A 16,935-nucleotide genomic window follows, 5' to 3' on the forward strand; every position below is an offset into this window, starting at 1 on the left:
CGAAGTTAGCAGGACTTCGGACAAAATCCGGTGGAGGAGGCAGTGAAAATGTCCGAAGATGGCATGTCTTCGGACAAAATTCGGTCTAGGAGCAGTGGAAATGTCCGAAGGTGGCATGCCTTTGGACAAAATCCGGTGGAGAAGCAGTGAAAATGTCCGAAGTTGATAGGACTTCGGACAAAATCCGGTGTAGGAGCAGTGAAAATGTCCGAAGATGGCATGTCTTCGGACAAAATCCGATGGAGGAGCAGGGGAAATGTCCGAAGTTAGCAGGACTTCGGACAAAATTCGATGGAGAAGCAGTGAAAATGTCCGAAGATGGCATGCCTTCGGACAAAATCCGGTGGAGAAGCACTGGAAATGTCCGAAGTTGATAGGACTTCGGACAAAATCCCATGGAGAAGCAGTGAAAATGTCCGAAGTTGGCACGCCTTCGGACAAAATCCGATGGGGGAGCGAAAACAGCTTCATGATTGCCCCAAAGCTGTCCGAACTTTAACCAGACATCCACCTATCCACATCCAATCCCCAATCCACAAAAAACCTCCCCGAAAACATTCGGGGAGGCACTTTATCCACATTTTAAAGCTTAAACGAGCTCTTCAGCGAGACGATGCGGTTGAAGACGAGCTTGTCTTCTGTTGTGTGCTTTGGATCGACGTTGAAGTAGCCGTGACGGAAGAACTGGAATTTGTCCTGCGGCTGTGAGTCCTTCATGTTTGGCTCAATGAAGCCATTCAGGATTTCAAGAGATTTTTCATTCACTTGATCCAGGAATGATTTGTTCTCTGCTTCATCTTCGCTTTCCGCTTCTTCGTCCAGAATCAGTGGCTCGTATAGGCGGAACTCTGCATGCAGGGCATGTGTTGCGTCTACCCAGTGAAGGGTTCCTTTTACCTTGCGGCCTGTGAAGCCGGTGCCGCTCTTCGTTTCCGGATCGTATGTGCAGCGAAGCTCGACAACTTCACCGTTGTCATCCTTGATCACTTCATTGCACTTGATGAAGTAGGCGTGCTTCAGGCGAACTTCATTGCCAGGGAATAGACGGAAGTATTTAGCAGGAGGATTTTCCATGAAATCGTCCTGTTCCACATAAATCTCGCGGGAGAATGGGATTTTGCGTGTGCCCATTTCCGGATTTTCAGGATTGATTTCTGCATCCAGCCACTCTACTTCGCCTTCTGGATAGTTCGTGATGACGACCTTCAGCGGACGAAGGACACCCATCGTGCGCGGAGCCTTCAATTTAAGGTCCTCACGAACGAAGTGCTCAAGCATTTGCGCGTCAACCGTTGAGTAGCCTTTTGATACTCCTGCTGCTTTTACGAATTCACGGATCGCTTCAGCTGTGAAGCCGCGTCTTCTCAATCCGGAGATTGTCGGCAGGCGAGGGTCATCCCAGCCATCAACATATTTTTCTTCCACAAGCTGCTTCAGTTTGCGCTTGCTCATGACGGTATTTGTCAGGTTCAGACGGCCAAATTCAATCTGCTGTGGTGTTGCTTCCATTTCACACTCACGGACAACCCAGTCATAAAGCGGACGCTGGTCTTCGAATTCCGTTGTGCATAAGCTGTGGGTAACCCCTTCGATGGCATCCTCAAGCGGGTGTGCGAATGCATACATTGGATAGATGCACCATTTGTCGCCTGTGTTGTGATGAGTGGCATGGGCGATGCGGTAGATGACAGGGTCACGCAGATTGATATTCGGCGATGACATGTCGATCTTCGCGCGCAGAACCTTTTCACCATTAGCGAACTCACAGTTTTTCATGCGTTCGAACAGCTCGAGGTTCTCTTCGACAGAACGATTACGGTACGGGCTTTCCTTTCCTGGCTCGGAGAGTGTGCCGCGGTACTCGCGGATTTCGTCAGCAGACAGGTCATCCACATAGGCTAATCCCTTTTTGATCAACAAGACAGCGCGATTGTACATCTCATCGAAGTAATCAGAAGCGAAGAACAGGCCATCCCATTCATATCCAAGCCATTCCACATCTTCCTTGATGGCATCGACGTATTCCTGATCTTCCTTCAATGGGTTCGTGTCATCGAAGCGGAGATTTGTCGTGCCGCCGAATTCATCAGCAAGTCCGAAGTTAATAACAATGGATTTAGCGTGACCGATATGTAGGTATCCGTTTGGTTCTGGAGGGAAACGTGTCACGACTTTATTGCGCTTGCCGCTCTCCAAATCTTCCTTAATGATCGTTTTAATAAAATTAGAGTTTTCTTCCAATTGAAATCAGCCTTTCCTTTACTCAGTCTCATTATGTCTATTTTAATGATTACTATAATATATTTCCACTGAACTATATAGTAATAAGAAAAAAACGTAAAAACAAGAGGATATGAATAATAAGGAAGGTGCCTCCTCCTCTGAAGGTACCTTCCTTATTATTTTGCCAGCACGTTCTTGATTACTTCATTCGTCAAATTAGGGACGATTTTTAGCGAGTAATCGATTTCCATCCGCTCATAGCGTTTGTGGGCATCAAGTCCGTATGGTCCAATATTGATAACCGGAACATTTAGCTCCCGAATCTCTGGATAGTCCACAAAAAACTTCGATCCCCAGCTCGGGTTATTCCGTGATGCGGCTTCAAGTGCCTCATCATCATCGCTAAGTGCGACGAAACTCATATCCGATATATAAGGAAAGAAGCTGCGCACCACGATAGGGTGCCCGTAATCCGGCTGAACCGTCTCTACGGCTTCCTCTAAAGCTTCAATCAAGTTTCTTTCGTCCCTCGATTCACCGGTCACTTCAATTCTTGGTGAGTAGAGGGAAGAGTAGAAGACGATGATCGCCGGGCTCTGATCGGGCATCCACTTCCACGCCTCTTCGACGACCCTGGCCGCATACATCCGCAGATCAAGGCTGACATCAAGCAGGAGGGTCTCTTTGAACTCGACCATATGCGCTGTGTACTCTGACCCGTGCACCTGGATCAATTCAGTTTCCATTTCTTCATAAGTCATGACTCGGGGCTTCCATTGAAGTTCCCGGCAAGGTTCTCCGCTGGCTTTGCAATAGCGCTGGTAACGTTCATGGTACAGCTCCAATGCTTTTTCAAAAGCAATGCCGGCATGCTCCTTCAATTTTTCCAGAACATCCTTTGGCGTCCAGGAATGGATGAAAAAGTTGTAGTAAACGTAGGCAGCCAGGGCAGTTTGGACGGTGTAGTTCGGCTTAAGGTCCATCTGTTTCAGGGAGACTGGCGGCATGGTTGTTTCCCCGAAGGCCTCGTTGCACAGGTCAGGGTTGTAATCAATCTGCCTCGTCAGTTCTGCGGCAATCAGGTTGGGATCCAATCCCTCGAAGGCAGATCCGACATGTGTTTCAGCGCCAGTGATAAAGAAGGAAGGGAGGAGTTTCCCAACTGTTCCTTTGTAGATGTACCTGTTTTTATCTCCTTCAAAGCGAGGGGATACAAAATCACTGTTGATGGCGGCAACATATTCAAAGCCGTGTTCTTCTTTCCATGCATTCAACTCTTTGACCGCTGAGAGGATGCCGTAAGAGCTGTCCTCCTCATCACATTCTGACAGAAAAACGAGATTGCCCTCCAGTTCCTCTGGGTGCTCAGAATAATATTTTAATAGATAAAGGTTGGTAGCAACGCCGCTCTTCATATCGAGCACGCCACGGCCAAACATCCATTCTCCGGAGTCGGCATGCTTTTTTACTCGAGGAGGGAGGTTTTCCTTCTTCAGCTCCTCAAGCAGTTCATCAGGCTCGAAAGCTAAACCGGCAAGCTGCGTAAAATCATCTATTCCGACTGTATCGAGATGCCCCATCAAAATGACAGTTTTGTTGCTATCCCCTTTCGTCCCTTTTACAAAAGCCAGTACATTAAAGCGCTCAAGCACATCATTGTGGGTTTGCGGTTTAATCACGTGGGTCGGATTCTCCATAAAATAAGGAAACGAAGAGATCATCGTATATAAAGCCTGAGCAATTTCCTTTTCACCATTCGTATTGACAATGCTCCCGATGTTCACAAGCTGTTTCGTATAAAATAAAACCTCATCCCGGCAATCAAGCATCCAAAGCATCCCCTTTCGAAACATTCAGTTTTTTAATTCAAAACTAACGTATATTCTCAGGAAATACAAGATGCCTTGTATTAAACTGGATGAAAAAATCCTCCTCAAGATCGAGGAGGATTCAGGCTTATTTTTTCTTTCCTTTGCTTGATAGTGCGGTTACCTTACTCGAGGAGGCTGCCTGGACTGCTTTATAAGCATTGACATAGCCTGCCCCGACCTCATGCAGCTGGTATCCAGCCATCGGATCGGCAGTTTGCACCATCAGGTCAAGTGCCAGGTCTGGGGTTAATGACGGGTTCGCTTCCTTCATCAAAGTAACAACTCCAGAGATATGTGGTGTCGCCATGCTAGTGCCGCTTGATGTTGTATAGTAAGGCAGATGGAGCGGATCGATATACGAGACATCGGTGACTGTACCCAGCAGATTCATGACAAGGCCGGTGGAAGAGCGGGTTGCTACAATATCGACGCCTGGCGCTGTAATATCTGGATGCAGGTACTCATCGCCCGCCACACCGCGTGACGAAAAGTCCGCAAGCTGTTTATCCTTCGTCCCCGCTGCTACACTGATGACCCACGGTGCTGCTGAGTAAGGGTTTAGAGTGTTATCCTCAGGGCCTTCATTGCCGGCAGCAAACACAACCGTCATCCCTGCATCATGAGCTTTTTTGGATGCAACATTGATTGGGTGATCAGGCGAATATTCTCCGGTTGACCCCCAGCTGTTGCTGATGATATCGATTCCGTATTTTTCCTGATTTTTAATCGCATAATCAAAAGCTTCCAGTGACCAAAGAATATTGATCGCCTCGCCAACGCCAAGTCCGACCAATTTAGCATCCGGTGCTACTCCTTTATAGAGGCCACCGCTGGAGGTTCCGCTTCCGGCAATCGTTCCGGCAACATGGGTGCCATGGCCCGAGGTGGTGTCAGTGTTCAGCTGGTTCTCCAGGTACAGAGGCTGATTGCCAAAAAGATCGCCGACAACAAACTTCACATTCTGAATGACCTTTTCTCCGTATTGCAAATCAGGGTGGGTAGCATCTATGCCGCTGTCAATGACCGCAACAGTGACTCCTTTTCCGGTGTAGCCGAGGTCGTTCCAAACGGCTTCTGCACCGATGAGCGCACGGCTGTCACGAAGGAAATACTCCAGATCATCATTTGCATAGATCGAGAGGATATTGGTTGATGTAAGAAGCAGTTCATTGATGAGGCCGATTTTTCCTTTGACCGCAACAATTGGAAGCTCGCTGAAAGGCTTTGTCTCAAAGCCTAATAATTTCAAAAGCTTAATATCCGACAGCAATGGCATATCTTTGTAAGTAATGATCATTTCAACTTCTTCATTGCTCAAAGGACTAGTAAGTCGGTTTTCAAGCTTCGGGTCCAGCTCAACCGAAAGCAGAGATGCCTTCGGATTGGAGAAGGCAGGTGTTAAAATAAATCCCAATAACATAATGGCTAATACAATGACATGTAACTTTTTCATATTTTCCCCCTTAAAAAATTTAGAAAATTCATACACCTTCTAATATCCAGTGCAAGTTAGCAAGAAACCTATTTTGGGTTGGGAAAATTCAAGATTCATTGAATGTTAATGATTTCACAATCCCTTCAAAACTTCTTGAACCTTTTGTGTCATCGACTTTTTACAGAAGGGAATCAGCTGAAAAGAGAGGAAAATGGAGGTGTAAATATAAAGGAGGGAATATCATGCCGAAAGAAACGTTCAAAGCGACCGCTGTTTTACAAGAAGGAGTTAAGGTTGATGTGCAGGCGAGGAATTTTCATATCACCATTGACGAGCCGCCAGCTCTGGGAGGTACAGACGCAGGGATGAATCCGGTGGAAATGCTGCTTGGTGCCCTGGGAGCATGCCAATCCATCGTGGCGCGGGTATACAGCCAGAAATTCGGGGTGGAATTAGAGGACTTCCGGGTAGAGCTCGAAGGAGATCTAGACACCGATGGGTTCATGAACAAGTCGGATGTCCGCCGCGGTTACTCAGATATTCGCTATACCTACCATATTACATCACCATCCCCAGAGGAAAACATCCGGGCACTCGCTGACTTCATCGCCAGGACCTGCCCAGTGGATGACACAATTTCCAATCCAGTGAACGTGGTGCGAAAAGACCTTGTCATTGAAAAAATAATAGAGCAAAATATCTGATACTTGAGTCAAACGGCAATTATGATATAAATTGCCGTTTTTTTTTGACCATTTTTCTATAAAATCCCTACCATTGGAGAAAGTAAGAGGAGAATTTGTAGGAGGGATTTTATGGATTTCACTTTTTTCTGGGAGACAGCTGTATTGATATTATCCGGAATATTATTATTGAGGATTGCAGGCAGGAAGTCGATTTCTCAAATGACCCTGGCCCAGACAGTGGTCATGATTTCTCTTGGCACCATCATAGTTCAGCCAATCGTCCAAAAAAGTATGTGGAAGGCGCTGGCAGGTGCGGCTATATTTGTCGCAGCAATCGTCATCCTTGAATATTTACAGTTAAAGCTCAATTTCTTTGAAAAATTTATCACGGGAAAATCGAAGATCATCATCCAGGATGGAAAGCTGAACATTAAAAATATGAAAAAACTCCGTCTCACAGTAGACCAGCTGGAGATGCGGATGCGAAACAAAGGAATCACCCGGATGGAAGACATCAAAATGGCGACAATTGAACCCAATGGTCAGCTAGGATATGAATTGGTGGATGACGCCAAGCCACTGACAGTCGGTGAGTTCAAAAAAATACTCAATGACTATCTGCCGGCATTGGCAATGACATCAGAACAAAAAAAAGAACCTGCAAGACCCACCATTTTCGAAGAACTTAATAAATCCATTAAGCAGCACAACCCTAAGTATCTTCAATAAAACACGCCTATCCTCGTGGAATTAGTAGAAAAGAGGTCATCTATAAAGGAGATTGCTGCCCGTTTGTGTTTGATCAACAAAAAATAGGTCACGAATGAAGGAGATTGGCGCAATTTTACGCTAGAAGAGGAAAAAGAGGTCATCAATTATGTTGTTATCACCGAAAATTTCAATATATCGACCACATTCTGGAATATATCAGCGGATTTTCAAATATATCGACCACATTCTGAAATATATCAGCGGATTTTCAAATATATCGACCACATTCTGGAATATATCAGCGAATCCAGCTTTTCGTTGCCTGTCCAATACTGAAACTCATTCATTACTCGCCGGTTTTCACCGTCATTGATTTGAAAAGAGTCAAACAATTTTTTCCTTTTATTTATCCGCGTCTATGTGCTATTATTTAGAAATACGAAATATACATTTAAAATCTTCTGGTGCAGGAGATTTTTTTCTTTTTAACGAAAAGGGGAGAAACTGATTTGTCACAGAAAAAAGAGCCTTTATGGACCTCTTCATTCATAAAATTAATGGTAGGGAATCTCTTCATTTTCATGTCTTTCCAGATGCTGATTCCGACTTTGCCACCTTATATAAAATCAATCGGAGCCACGGGAACGGAAATCGGGCTGGTTACGGCACTATTCTCAATCGGTGCTGTATTGAGCAGGCCGTTCATTGGCTTTATGCTAGAGTACAAAGCGCGCGGGCCGCTCGTTCTGATTGGTGCGGTACTGCTCCTATTAATCACATTCTTATATCCACTTTCACAGGTGGTCGTGATTTTCCTGGCATTCCGCCTGATTCACGGGCTTGCCTGGGGATGGTCAACGACGGTGAATGGCACAGCTGCCGTTGACCTGGTCCCGAACTCCCGCCTTGGCGAGGGGATGGGGTATTTCGGCCTTTCCATTACCATTGGGATGATCATCGCCCCGAGTCTCGGGATTTTCCTGTTCCAAGTGACTTCTTTCGATAACCTTATTTACATTTCCGGGGCTCTTGGAGTCATCGCATTGGTGCTCCTGGGAACGGTGAAGTACAATACGCCAAATCAGGTGTTAACTACGAAAAAGGAAGATTTGAAGTTCACTTATTTAGGATCGCTGGTCGAAAAATCCGGCTGGTTCCCGGCAATGCTCACGTTGCTCATCAACCTTGGCTATGGAACGATTGTAACGTTCATCGTGATTTTCGGTGATGAGCGCCGGATTGACCAAATCTTCCTGTTCTACTTATGCAATGCCATCCTGGCGTCACTGTCACGTCCGGTTGCCGGAAAATGGTTTGACCAGAAAGGGCCAGTCGGGCTTGTCATATTAACAATCTCCATTACGATCATGGGGATGTGGGTGCTGAGCTTTGCCCATTCCAACTTGATGATTGCGATTGCCGGCGTATTATTCGGCATTGGGTTCGGCTCTCTGATCCCAACCCTGCAATCCTGGACATTGTCCCTGACACCCCCAAACCGTCGAGGTGTGGCGAATGGTATGTTCTTTTCATCCATCGACCTTGGGATTGGAATAAGCGGTTTGGTTTTTGGAGTGCTTGCGCAATTTGTGGATCTGGGAACACTATTCCAGATTTCTAGCGGGTTCATCGTTTTAGCTCTGATCCTGACCATTGTAAAAGGAAGACGCACGACAAAAGTACAGCAGCCAAAGGAAGCTGTTTCCTGAGGCAGAAAGCCAGCCTGATATAGGCTGGCTTTTTCTATGGTTGCGAACCGCACTCTTATGATTTAAACTGATAAAGAAATTTAGACTGTACGGATTGGTAAGTGAGGGCAATGATGGAGAATCAGGATCAAACAATTGAAGTGATGCGCGCATGTTTGCTTGCGGGGAAAATCATGCTTCAAAGCGGGGCGGAAACGTACCGGGTGGAGGACACGATGTCGCGGATGGCTTCTTCATTTGGGCTTAGTCAGACACACAGCTATGTAACGCCGACCGGCATCATTTTTTCAACAGAAGGAGAAGGGCCTGAGAGAACGAAGCTCGTGCGCATTTCCGACCGGACGACCGATTTGCGGAAAGTGGCCATGGTCAACAGCGTTTCCCGGAAAATCAGCAGTGGTAAAATTGGGTTGGAAGAGGCACTTAAGCAGCTGAAGGACATTGAGGAAGCCAACTTAACCTATTCCTTCTTCATCCAAATCGTTGCCGCAGCCATCGCAAGCGGTTGTTTTACAATCATGTTCCGGGGCAGCTGGCTGGACTTCCTGCCATCTATGGCAGCAGGCGGGATGGGCTACTTCCTTGTCGTCTATTTCCACAGGATTGTCCCGGTTAAATTTTTCGCCGAATTCCTGTCTTCCTTTTTCATTGGAATGGTATCATTTTTCTTCGTGAAAGTTGGTCTCGGCCAGGAGCTGGATAAGATCATCATCGGTTCGGTCATGCCCCTTGTCCCTGGACTGCTGATCACCAACGCTGTCCGGGATTTGATGGCGGGCCACCTTGTATCCGGATTATCGAAGGGGGCCGAAGCCTTGTTGACGGCATTTGCGATCGGTTCCGGTATTGCGGCAATTCTATCTTTTTTATAGGCAGGAGAAATTGGGATGGTTTATATTGAACAGCTAATCACCAGCTTTATAGCGTCCGCAGCGTTCGGGATCATTTTTAATGCGCCGAAAGAGTCACTGGTCAAATGCGGGATATCCGGGATGGTCGGCTGGATCGTCTATTTTGCCCTTGATGCAAATGGTTTCGGCACGATTTTCGCCACACTGATGGCATCCTTTTTGATCGCGGTCGTCAGCCAGTTTTTCGCGAAGGCATATCGAACTCCGATCATCATTTTCAGCGTTGCCGGGATCATTCCCCTCGTGCCGGGCGGACTTGCCTATGATGCGATGAGGAACTTCGTCGAGAATGATTACAGCGTCGCGCTGTCACTGGCGGCCAAAGCCTCGATGATTTCCGGGGCAATAGCGGTCGGCCTTGTTTTTTCTGAGGTAATCAATCAGGTGATCAGGCGCTCCAGTCTGGGACCGGTAAAATAGGCGGGCAGGCTCATATGAAAATATGGGTCTTTTTTCATACAAATAAAAGGTGTTTTCTTTAGAATGCAGAAATACATAAAATAGTAATTCATGAAAAGGGAGGAGAAGATGGAAATTCTATTGATCAGGCATGGTGAATCGGAAGCGGATATTCTAAAGGTGCATGAAGGACGTGCGGATTTTACGCTGACGGAACATGGCCGCAGACAGGCACAGGAAATGGCGAAAGTGGTGAAAGAGAAGTATTTGCCTGAAGTCATCTGGGCAAGCACATTGAAGCGAGCGCGCGAAACGGCGGAAATTCTCAGCTGGGAAACGGGGATTTCCGTCATTGAGGATGATGGATTAAGAGAATTCAATAATGGCGTCTTGGCGGGATTGCCATTTGCAGAGGCAAAGCTGCGCTATCCTGAACCCGAGGGCGGAAGAATGCCGCATGTAAGGATTGAGGATGGAGAATCCGAACTTGAATTTCGCTTCAGAGCCCAGACTGTTTTCTCTAAAATTCTTGCAGAAAGCGCCGGCAGGAAACGGATTGCGATTGTCTCACACGGCGGGATGATCTCTAACCTGCTGAGAGCGTTCCTGAATCTGCCTGTATCCTGTGACACCTACTTTCCGACTGGTGACACAGGGATTCATTTGCTCAGGTTGAATGGCGGGCAAAAAACAGTCATGTTCCTGAACGACTGCGGACATCTCGCAAAGGTAGATTCAGAGCGCCTGGCACTTCAATAACTTCGAGAAAAGCACGAATCCAGTTCAGACTGGCTTCGGGCTTTTCGTTACATTTTCACGATTGTCCTTCCGCGATTCTCACCTTTTAAAATGCTTGAAAGGACGCCTGGCAATTCTCCTAATGACACTTCATTTTTTATCGTTTCCAATAAACCATCCGGCTTCAGGTCTGAAGCCATCCGTTGCCAAATCACCTTTCTGGTTTCCATTGGGCAATACACGGAATCAATGCCCAGTAGGTTGATTCCTCTAAGAATGAAAGGAAACACAGTGGTGGCGACATCGGTTCCGCCTGTCAGGCCGCTGACAGCGACGGAACCATTGTATTCGAGCTTGCTGAGGATGGCAGCCAGTGTTTTCCCGCCGACCGGGTCAACGGCTGCTGCCCAGAGCTGCCGATCAAGCGGCTTTATTTTTTCACCTGCAAGCTCTTCACGGCTGATGATTTCTTTAGCACCTATTGTGCGGAGATACTCGTGTTCCGCTTCTTTGCCCGTACTTGCCACTAGGTGATATCCGCGCTTGGCGAGCATCGCTACTGCCACACTGCCAACTCCGCCTGTCGATCCGGTCACGAGGACTTTGCCCTTATCCGGTGAGAGTCCGTTTTCTTCTAGCCGGTGTACAGACAGTGCTGCGGTGAATCCAGCAGTCCCGAACACCATCGCTTCGCCCAGGCTCAATCCCTCAGGCAGCGGAACAATCCAGTCTCCCGGGACCCGCGCGTACTCACTGAACCCTCCATAGTGGGAAACACCTATTTCATAGCTGGTGGCGATAACATGGTCGCCTTCCTTGAAACGCCCGTCTTTTGAGGTGACAACGGTTCCGGCAAGGTCGATTCCAGGAACGAATGGATAGGAGCGGACAATTTTTCCGTTCGGAATGCTGGCAAGTCCATCCTTATAATTGACGCTTGAGAATGCCACCTTGATGACGACATCCCCCGCAGGCAAGTCCTCCAGCCCAATTGTTTTCACCTCTGCTGAAAAATCCTCCTCCGTCTTGTTCACCATAAACGCTTTGAATTGATCCATTACGCCACTTCCTTTCCAGACTTGATAGTTTAAGTATAGGAAAAAACACGGCAAGGCTGCAAAAACAAAAATCGAAATGTTAACTCCCGCACAAATTTATTACGATTTTGTGTCCACTTATTCTGGTGTGACGGACTTCACATATCTTTTAATCTGCCTCCCTTAAGATTTAGGTAAGTAAGGTGCACAGGGGGAAATGGGGCTCAAAAACATTATCAAATCAATTTTTCACTATTCACAAAGTGTTTACAATTTCACCCTATTTTGACTGTTTTTCCATGATAAGATGATTTTTGAAATCGGGATCGATTTACAGGGAGGTAGCAAAGTTGTACAAATTCGAGAAATCCTTTTACTCCAAAACAAGTATGTATTCCTTTGTCGTTGTGCTGTTATTATTTTTCTCAATGTGGTATTCAACATCGAAGTTTGTCCATATCGATATGGCGCTTCTGGGATATGCAATTTCATCAACAGTTTTTGCGATTGGCCTGACCATCAGGATGAGCTTCTGGATGTGGCGCAAAGCCACGAACCGGGTGGCGAAGCGCAGTGTTGATAACCTTTTTAATAAAGAAAGATTGAAAAGAAATTCAAAAGCGGTAGTTAAAACCTTGATCGATAATATCATTTTACAAAAATTTATTTTCCAGCGCGGTATCTACCGTGGGATCCAGCACTTCATGATTTCATGGGGCTGCATCATCTCATTCGCGATTACATTCGGGCTGACATTCGGATGGATGCGTTTTGACCTGATCGACCCGGAAACATACCAGATCATCGTGTTCGACTTCCCGACAATCACAATGGCTGCTCACGGAATTTTCGCCGAAATCGTCTACAACGGATTGAATATCGGTGCCATCATGGTTCTGATCGGTGCAGGCATGGCCCTTTACCGACGCATCACAGATTACGATGTAAAAGTAACACAGCGATTCGAGTTTGATATCCTGCCATTGATCATTCTTCTGGCAGTGACAGTTACAGGGCTGATCCTGACAATTCAGTACACATTCCTGGGTGGCTGGATGCACCATTATATGTCACTCATCCACCAGGTAACAGTCATCATCATGCTCATGTACTTCCCATTCGGGAAATTGTTCCACGTGCCAATCAGGCCGCTGGCAACAGCCGTTCCAATGAGTTATCAAGAGGTGGTCAAAGTGGATACGAAATCATGTAAAAGCTGCGGACAGCCATACAGCAATGATGACCAGATTGCGGATGTCCAGGCAATTTTAAAAAGCCAGAACTTCGACCTGCAGCTTGCAGACGGCTCCTATCTGTCAGATTACTGCACAGGCTGCCGCCGCAGGATGAGGGCATTGAAACAGATGAATCTTGAAGCGCCGCAAGGCAACCCATACGGACCAGTAAACACCAATAACGGAATTCATATATCAGGCTTCAGCAAAAAACGTTCGGAAGAGTTTTACGGACTTGACCAGGATTCAAAGGAGGAAAAAATCGATGAGCCAGTTTCTCGTTAAAGAAGGCGTAAAAAACCAGATCCGCAAAGGTGAAAAGCTAGTCACAACCCATTGCTGCTACTGCGGGATGCAGTGCGGGATGCACATTCGCGTTGATGAAAAGAATAACAAGGTTGTCGGTGTCGAACCACGTTATGACTGGGTTTTAACAAGAGGGAAAATGTGTCCTAAAGGGGTCACGGCCTACCAGACAATCGATCATCCGGACCGGATTAAAACTCCTTTGATCAAAAAGAATGGCAAGTTCGTGGAAGCTACCTGGGATGAAGCCCTTGACTTGATTGAAAGCAAATACAAAGGCATCCAGGAAACTTACGGCAAGGATGCGGTTGGCGTCTACGGCGGCGTGTCCATGACGAATGAGAAATGCTACCTGGTCGGAAAGTATGCCCGTGTTGGACTGGGCACCCGCTATATCGACTATAACGGCCGCTACTGCATGAGCTCCGCTGCCGGCGGATTCAACAAGACGCTCGGCATGGACCGCGGCTCGACGCTTCCCTGGACTGAGCTTGAGCATACAGATACATTCTTCATGGCTGGCTCCAACACAGCGGAATGCCATCCGACAAGCATCCAGTGGTTCTGGAAGGCGAAGGATAAAGGCGCAAAGCTGATCGTGGCAGATCCGCGTGAGACGGCAACAGCTCGAGTAGCAGACGTCCACCTTGACCTGCTTCCAGGTACAGACGCAGCATTGGCGAACGGCATCATGCACCTGTTAATCAAGTATGATTACGTGGATCATGCATATGTCCAGGAACGCTGCAATAATTTTGAAGAGTTAAAAGAAATGACGGCGAAATTCACGCCTGAATATACGTCTAAGCTTACAGGTGTCGCAGCTGAGAAAATCATCAAGGCAGCGCACATCTTCGGTAAATCACCACGCTCGGTCGTTATGTTCGCACGTGGTGCTGAACAGCAGACTTCCGGTGTTGACAACGTAAGCCTCTATACATCGATGGCTTTATTGAGAGGCCAAATCGGAAAATTCGCATCAGGGGTTGCTACTTTTACAGGACAGGGCAACGGCCAGGGCGGACGCGAGCACGGACAGAAAGCAGATGCGCTTCCAGGCTACCGTAAAATCGCCAACCCTAAAGACGTAGAATACATTTCCGGTATTTGGGGCATCAAGCCTGAGGAAATGCCGAAGGAAGGCGTATCTGCATACGAAATGTTCCACCTGATGCAGAACAAGACGATTCGCGCCTTGCATGTCATCTGCTCGAATCCGGTTGTATCATCACCGAACATCAATTACGTCCAGGACTCACTTGAGAAGCTCGACTTCCTCGTTGTAAATGATTTCTTCATGTCTGAGACTGCTGAGCTTGCGGATGTCGTCTTGCCGGCAACTACTTGGGCTGAAGATGAGGGTACGACAACTAACATCGAAGGCCGTGTAATCCGCATCCGCAAGGTAGTCGAACCGCTTGGCGAATCGAAGCCTGACTGGGAAATCATGAAGCTGATCGCTGACCGCCTTGGAAAAGGCAAGTTCTTCGAATACAACGAACCAAGAGAGATTTTCGATGAACTGCGCCTCGCTTCAAAAGGCGGCAAGGCTGATTACTACGGAGTAACGTACGAAAAAATCGATGAGCAGGACGGCGTTTTCTGGCCGGCTCCAGCAGAAGATCACAAAGGAACTCCATCCGTCTTCCAGGAGCGTTTTGCTACTGAAGATGGCAAAGCCAACCTAGCAGTCTGTGATTTCAGAGGACCCTCAGAAGTTCAATCGAAAGAATATCCTTTATGGCTGACAACTGGCCGTGTCGTATTCCACTATCTGTCCGGAAACCAGACACGACGCGTTGACTTCCTGATGGAGCAATGCCCAGAGCCATTCGTTGAAATGCACCCTGAACTGGCCAGCCAGTACCAGGTCGAAAACGGCGAAAGAGTTAAGCTTTCAACTCCGCGTGGCGATATGATCGCCCCGGTAAAAATAACAAAAGCAATCCGCAAGGACACAATGTTCGTCCCTTACCACTGGGGCAAGAAGCTGGCAGTCAACCAATTGACCAGCCCGGCACTGGATCCATTCTCGAGGATGCCTGAATTTAAAGTCTGTGCTGTAAAGCTCGAAAAACTGACAAAATAGGAGGAACGGCCATTATGAATAAAATAATGTATCTAGAATTTGAACGCTGTATAGGATGCCGTGCCTGCCAGGCAGCCTGCCGTGAGTGTGGAGACCATGATGCCAAGGAACGGAACTACGTAGAATATGTTGATTTCACCGAATCACGCCAGACTTTCCCGATGCTGTGCATGCAATGTAAAGACCCAGCATGTGCACGTGTTTGCCCGGCAAACGCGATTCAGATCACGGACGAAGGCGTCGTACTGTCAGCGATGGAAGAAAAATGCATCGGCTGCCGCAACTGTACGTTCGGCTGCCCATTCGGAATCCCGAAATTCGACTTTGAGAAAAACAAAATGTACAAATGCGATATGTGCTATGACAGAACTCGTCATGATATTGCGCCAATGTGTGCATCGGTTTGCCCGAGTGATGCAATCCGCTTCATCGACTTTGATGAAATGCAGCAGCTCCGCAGAAAACGCACCCAGATGAACCTGGTCGAAGGCAAAAAGCCTCAAGAGGGCAATAAATGGGATTACGTGCCTGAATTCTTCGGTGTTTATACAGATCAATCATGATGTTAATAGGAGCCGGCCGGAAAAGAGCGCTAAGTTCATTAGGGCCGGCTCTGTTTTTGGCTTCGCTATTCACGATATTGACGATAATCAGATTTTATTGGCGATGTTCACAGGTTTATTGGCGAAAAAAAGTTTTTATTGGCGAAAATGACCAACTTATTGGCGAAAAAATAAATTTATTGGCGAACTGAAAATTATCGACGGTTTTTTCCAGTTTGGTTTCAACTATTAATAGATAAGGTAGGGAATAATAACCCATCCCGAAAAAGAGGTGCTTATAATGCTAAAAGGAAATGTACTTGCGGTGACAAGCGGGAAAGGCGGAGTTGGTAAATCGTCTCTATCCGTGAACCTTGCGCTGGCTCTTCAAAAGCTTGGCAAATCGGTTGCCGTAATCGACCTAGATATATATGGATTCAGTGTACCGAAAATCCTTAACATAGATTCAAAGCCTAAAACATTCAATGGGAAAATCATTCCGGTCGAAGCGAACGGCATCAAGGTGATGTCAATGGGCTTCCTTGTGAAGGACAATGAGCCAATCGTCTGGCGCGGGCCGATGCTGGGCAAGATGATCCAGCATTTTACCGAGGATGTCCTGTGGGGTGAAATGGATTATTTCATTCTTGATATGCCGCCTGGTACCGGGGATGTGGCTCTCGATATGCACTTGATGATTCCGCAAAGTAAGGAAATCGTCGTGACAACTCCTCATAAAGCGGCATCATTCGTTGCCGAACGTGCAGGGGCGATGGCCATCAAAAGCAAGCATGAAGTCATCGGTGTGGTCGAAAACATGTCCTACTTCAAGCCAGAAGACAGCGAGCAGAAGTATTTCATCTTTGGAAAAGGCGGCGGCGAGAATCTGGCGGAGCAGCTTGGTACGGAATTGCTTGGGCAGCTGCCAATCCAGGAAGCGGATGAGACCAGCGAAACACCGGCGATTGCTGCAGAGAACAGCCCGCTTTTCAAGGAATATCTAAACCTGGCAGAAAAAATCGATGCCAAGTTTCAGCTCTAAG

At 47.1% G+C, this 16,935-nt stretch carries 15 protein-coding genes; 11 read left to right on the top strand and 4 right to left on the bottom strand.

The genetic code is table 11. From position 1 onward, the window contains the following. The first annotated feature begins 256 nt into the window (after positions 1-256). A complete protein-coding gene (locus EJA10_RS20510; protein WP_125481905.1) occupies positions 257-499 on the top strand; it encodes a hypothetical protein in 243 nt (80 codons plus the stop codon). 83 nt (positions 500-582) lie between these two features. Here EJA10_RS20510 and EJA10_RS20515 read toward each other — a convergent pair whose 3' ends face one another. The 3 genes from EJA10_RS20515 to EJA10_RS20525 all read right to left on the bottom strand — a co-directional run bounded on the left by EJA10_RS20515 (position 583) and on the right by EJA10_RS20525 (position 5,547). After that, positions 583-2,241: a glutamine--tRNA ligase/YqeY domain fusion protein gene (locus tag EJA10_RS20515; protein ID WP_125481906.1), complete on the bottom strand. Its 1,659-nt coding sequence runs from the start codon at positions 2,239-2,241 to the stop codon at positions 583-585. 158 nt (positions 2,242-2,399) lie between these two features. Continuing rightward, entirely contained in the window at positions 2,400-4,052 is a 1,653-nt protein-coding gene (locus EJA10_RS20520; RefSeq protein ID WP_125481907.1) for a M20/M25/M40 family metallo-hydrolase, read from the bottom strand. Between the two features lie 127 nt (positions 4,053-4,179). Continuing rightward, the gene (locus EJA10_RS20525) at positions 4,180-5,547 is read right to left on the bottom strand and encodes a S8 family peptidase (protein ID WP_125481908.1); all 1,368 of its coding nucleotides are present in this window, start codon (positions 5,545-5,547) and stop codon (positions 4,180-4,182) included. A gap of 224 nt (positions 5,548-5,771) precedes the next feature. On the opposite strand from EJA10_RS20525, the gene EJA10_RS20530 reads away from it, so the two are divergent. The 6 genes from EJA10_RS20530 (at position 5,772) to EJA10_RS20555 (ending at position 10,704) form a co-directional block, all read left to right on the top strand. Beyond that, positions 5,772-6,233: an OsmC family protein gene (locus EJA10_RS20530; protein ID WP_125481909.1), complete on the top strand. Its 462-nt coding sequence runs from the start codon at positions 5,772-5,774 to the stop codon at positions 6,231-6,233. Between the two features lie 111 nt (positions 6,234-6,344). Continuing rightward, positions 6,345-6,944: a DUF421 domain-containing protein gene (locus EJA10_RS20535; protein WP_125481910.1), complete on the top strand. Its 600-nt coding sequence runs from the start codon at positions 6,345-6,347 to the stop codon at positions 6,942-6,944. Positions 6,945-7,483: 539 nt separating this feature from the next. Further along, a complete protein-coding gene (locus tag EJA10_RS20540; RefSeq protein ID WP_125481936.1) occupies positions 7,484-8,635 on the top strand; it encodes an MFS transporter in 1,152 nt (383 codons plus the stop codon). A 110-nt stretch (positions 8,636-8,745) separates the two neighbouring features. Continuing rightward, positions 8,746-9,507, top strand: coding sequence for a threonine/serine exporter family protein (locus EJA10_RS20545; protein ID WP_425462109.1), 762 nt, complete (start codon positions 8,746-8,748; stop codon positions 9,505-9,507). 15 nt (positions 9,508-9,522) lie between these two features. Beyond that, a complete protein-coding gene (locus tag EJA10_RS20550) occupies positions 9,523-9,966 on the top strand; it encodes a threonine/serine exporter family protein (RefSeq protein WP_125481911.1) in 444 nt (147 codons plus the stop codon). A 108-nt stretch (positions 9,967-10,074) separates the two neighbouring features. Further along, the gene (locus EJA10_RS20555; protein WP_125481912.1) at positions 10,075-10,704 is read left to right on the top strand and encodes a histidine phosphatase family protein; all 630 of its coding nucleotides are present in this window, start codon (positions 10,075-10,077) and stop codon (positions 10,702-10,704) included. 47 nt (positions 10,705-10,751) lie between these two features. On the opposite strand, the gene EJA10_RS20560 is transcribed toward EJA10_RS20555, so the two are convergent. Further along, the gene (locus tag EJA10_RS20560; protein ID WP_125481913.1) at positions 10,752-11,741 is read right to left on the bottom strand and encodes an NADPH:quinone oxidoreductase family protein; all 990 of its coding nucleotides are present in this window, start codon (positions 11,739-11,741) and stop codon (positions 10,752-10,754) included. Between the two features lie 329 nt (positions 11,742-12,070). Between EJA10_RS20560 and EJA10_RS20565 the strand changes: the two genes are divergently transcribed. From EJA10_RS20565 to EJA10_RS20580, 4 genes are all read left to right on the top strand, one after another. Continuing rightward, a complete protein-coding gene (locus EJA10_RS20565) occupies positions 12,071-13,240 on the top strand; it encodes an MFS transporter (protein ID WP_246017904.1) in 1,170 nt (389 codons plus the stop codon). Then, positions 13,221-15,350 carry a formate dehydrogenase subunit alpha gene (gene fdhF, locus EJA10_RS20570; protein ID WP_125481914.1) on the top strand — a complete coding sequence of 710 codons (2,130 nt, stop codon included), beginning with the start codon at positions 13,221-13,223 and terminating at the stop codon, positions 15,348-15,350. Before EJA10_RS20565 ends, fdhF begins: the two co-directional genes overlap by 20 nt. 14 nt (positions 15,351-15,364) lie before the next feature. Then, positions 15,365-15,913: a 4Fe-4S dicluster domain-containing protein gene (locus tag EJA10_RS20575; RefSeq protein ID WP_125481915.1), complete on the top strand. Its 549-nt coding sequence runs from the start codon at positions 15,365-15,367 to the stop codon at positions 15,911-15,913. Positions 15,914-16,193: 280 nt separating this feature from the next. Further along, complete coding sequence (locus EJA10_RS20580) at positions 16,194-16,934, top strand: Mrp/NBP35 family ATP-binding protein (RefSeq protein ID WP_125481916.1); 741 nt, start codon at positions 16,194-16,196, stop codon at positions 16,932-16,934. The last annotated feature ends 1 nt before the right edge of the window (position 16,935 follow it).

The organism is Mesobacillus subterraneus, from assembly GCF_003937825.1.
GTDB classification, from domain to species: Bacteria; Bacillota; Bacilli; order Bacillales; family Cytobacillaceae; genus Mesobacillus; species Mesobacillus subterraneus.

Bases quoted from the DNA above. Each gene is read 5' to 3' on its own strand.
- EJA10_RS20560 (WP_125481913.1), bottom strand. From the start codon at position 11,741: ATGGATCAATTCAAAGCGTTTATGGTGAACAAGACGGAGGAGGATTTT.
- EJA10_RS20520 (WP_125481907.1), bottom strand. From the start codon at position 4,052: ATGCTTGATTGCCGGGATGAGGTTTTATTTTATACGAAACAGCTTGTG.
- EJA10_RS20550 (WP_125481911.1), top strand. From the start codon at position 9,523: ATGGTTTATATTGAACAGCTAATCACCAGCTTTATAGCGTCCGCAGCG.
- EJA10_RS20575 (WP_125481915.1), top strand. From the start codon at position 15,365: ATGAATAAAATAATGTATCTAGAATTTGAACGCTGTATAGGATGCCGT.
- EJA10_RS20540 (WP_125481936.1), top strand. From the start codon at position 7,484: ATGGTAGGGAATCTCTTCATTTTCATGTCTTTCCAGATGCTGATTCCG.
- EJA10_RS20555 (WP_125481912.1), top strand. From the start codon at position 10,075: ATGGAAATTCTATTGATCAGGCATGGTGAATCGGAAGCGGATATTCTA.
- EJA10_RS20535 (WP_125481910.1), top strand. From the start codon at position 6,345: ATGGATTTCACTTTTTTCTGGGAGACAGCTGTATTGATATTATCCGGA.
- EJA10_RS20580 (WP_125481916.1), top strand. From the start codon at position 16,194: ATGCTAAAAGGAAATGTACTTGCGGTGACAAGCGGGAAAGGCGGAGTT.
- EJA10_RS20525 (WP_125481908.1), bottom strand. From the start codon at position 5,547: ATGAAAAAGTTACATGTCATTGTATTAGCCATTATGTTATTGGGATTT.
- fdhF (WP_125481914.1), top strand. From the start codon at position 13,221: ATGAGCCAGTTTCTCGTTAAAGAAGGCGTAAAAAACCAGATCCGCAAA.
- EJA10_RS20545 (WP_425462109.1), top strand. From the start codon at position 8,746: ATGATGGAGAATCAGGATCAAACAATTGAAGTGATGCGCGCATGTTTG.
- EJA10_RS20510 (WP_125481905.1), top strand. From the start codon at position 257: ATGTCCGAAGTTAGCAGGACTTCGGACAAAATTCGATGGAGAAGCAGT.
- EJA10_RS20530 (WP_125481909.1), top strand. From the start codon at position 5,772: ATGCCGAAAGAAACGTTCAAAGCGACCGCTGTTTTACAAGAAGGAGTT.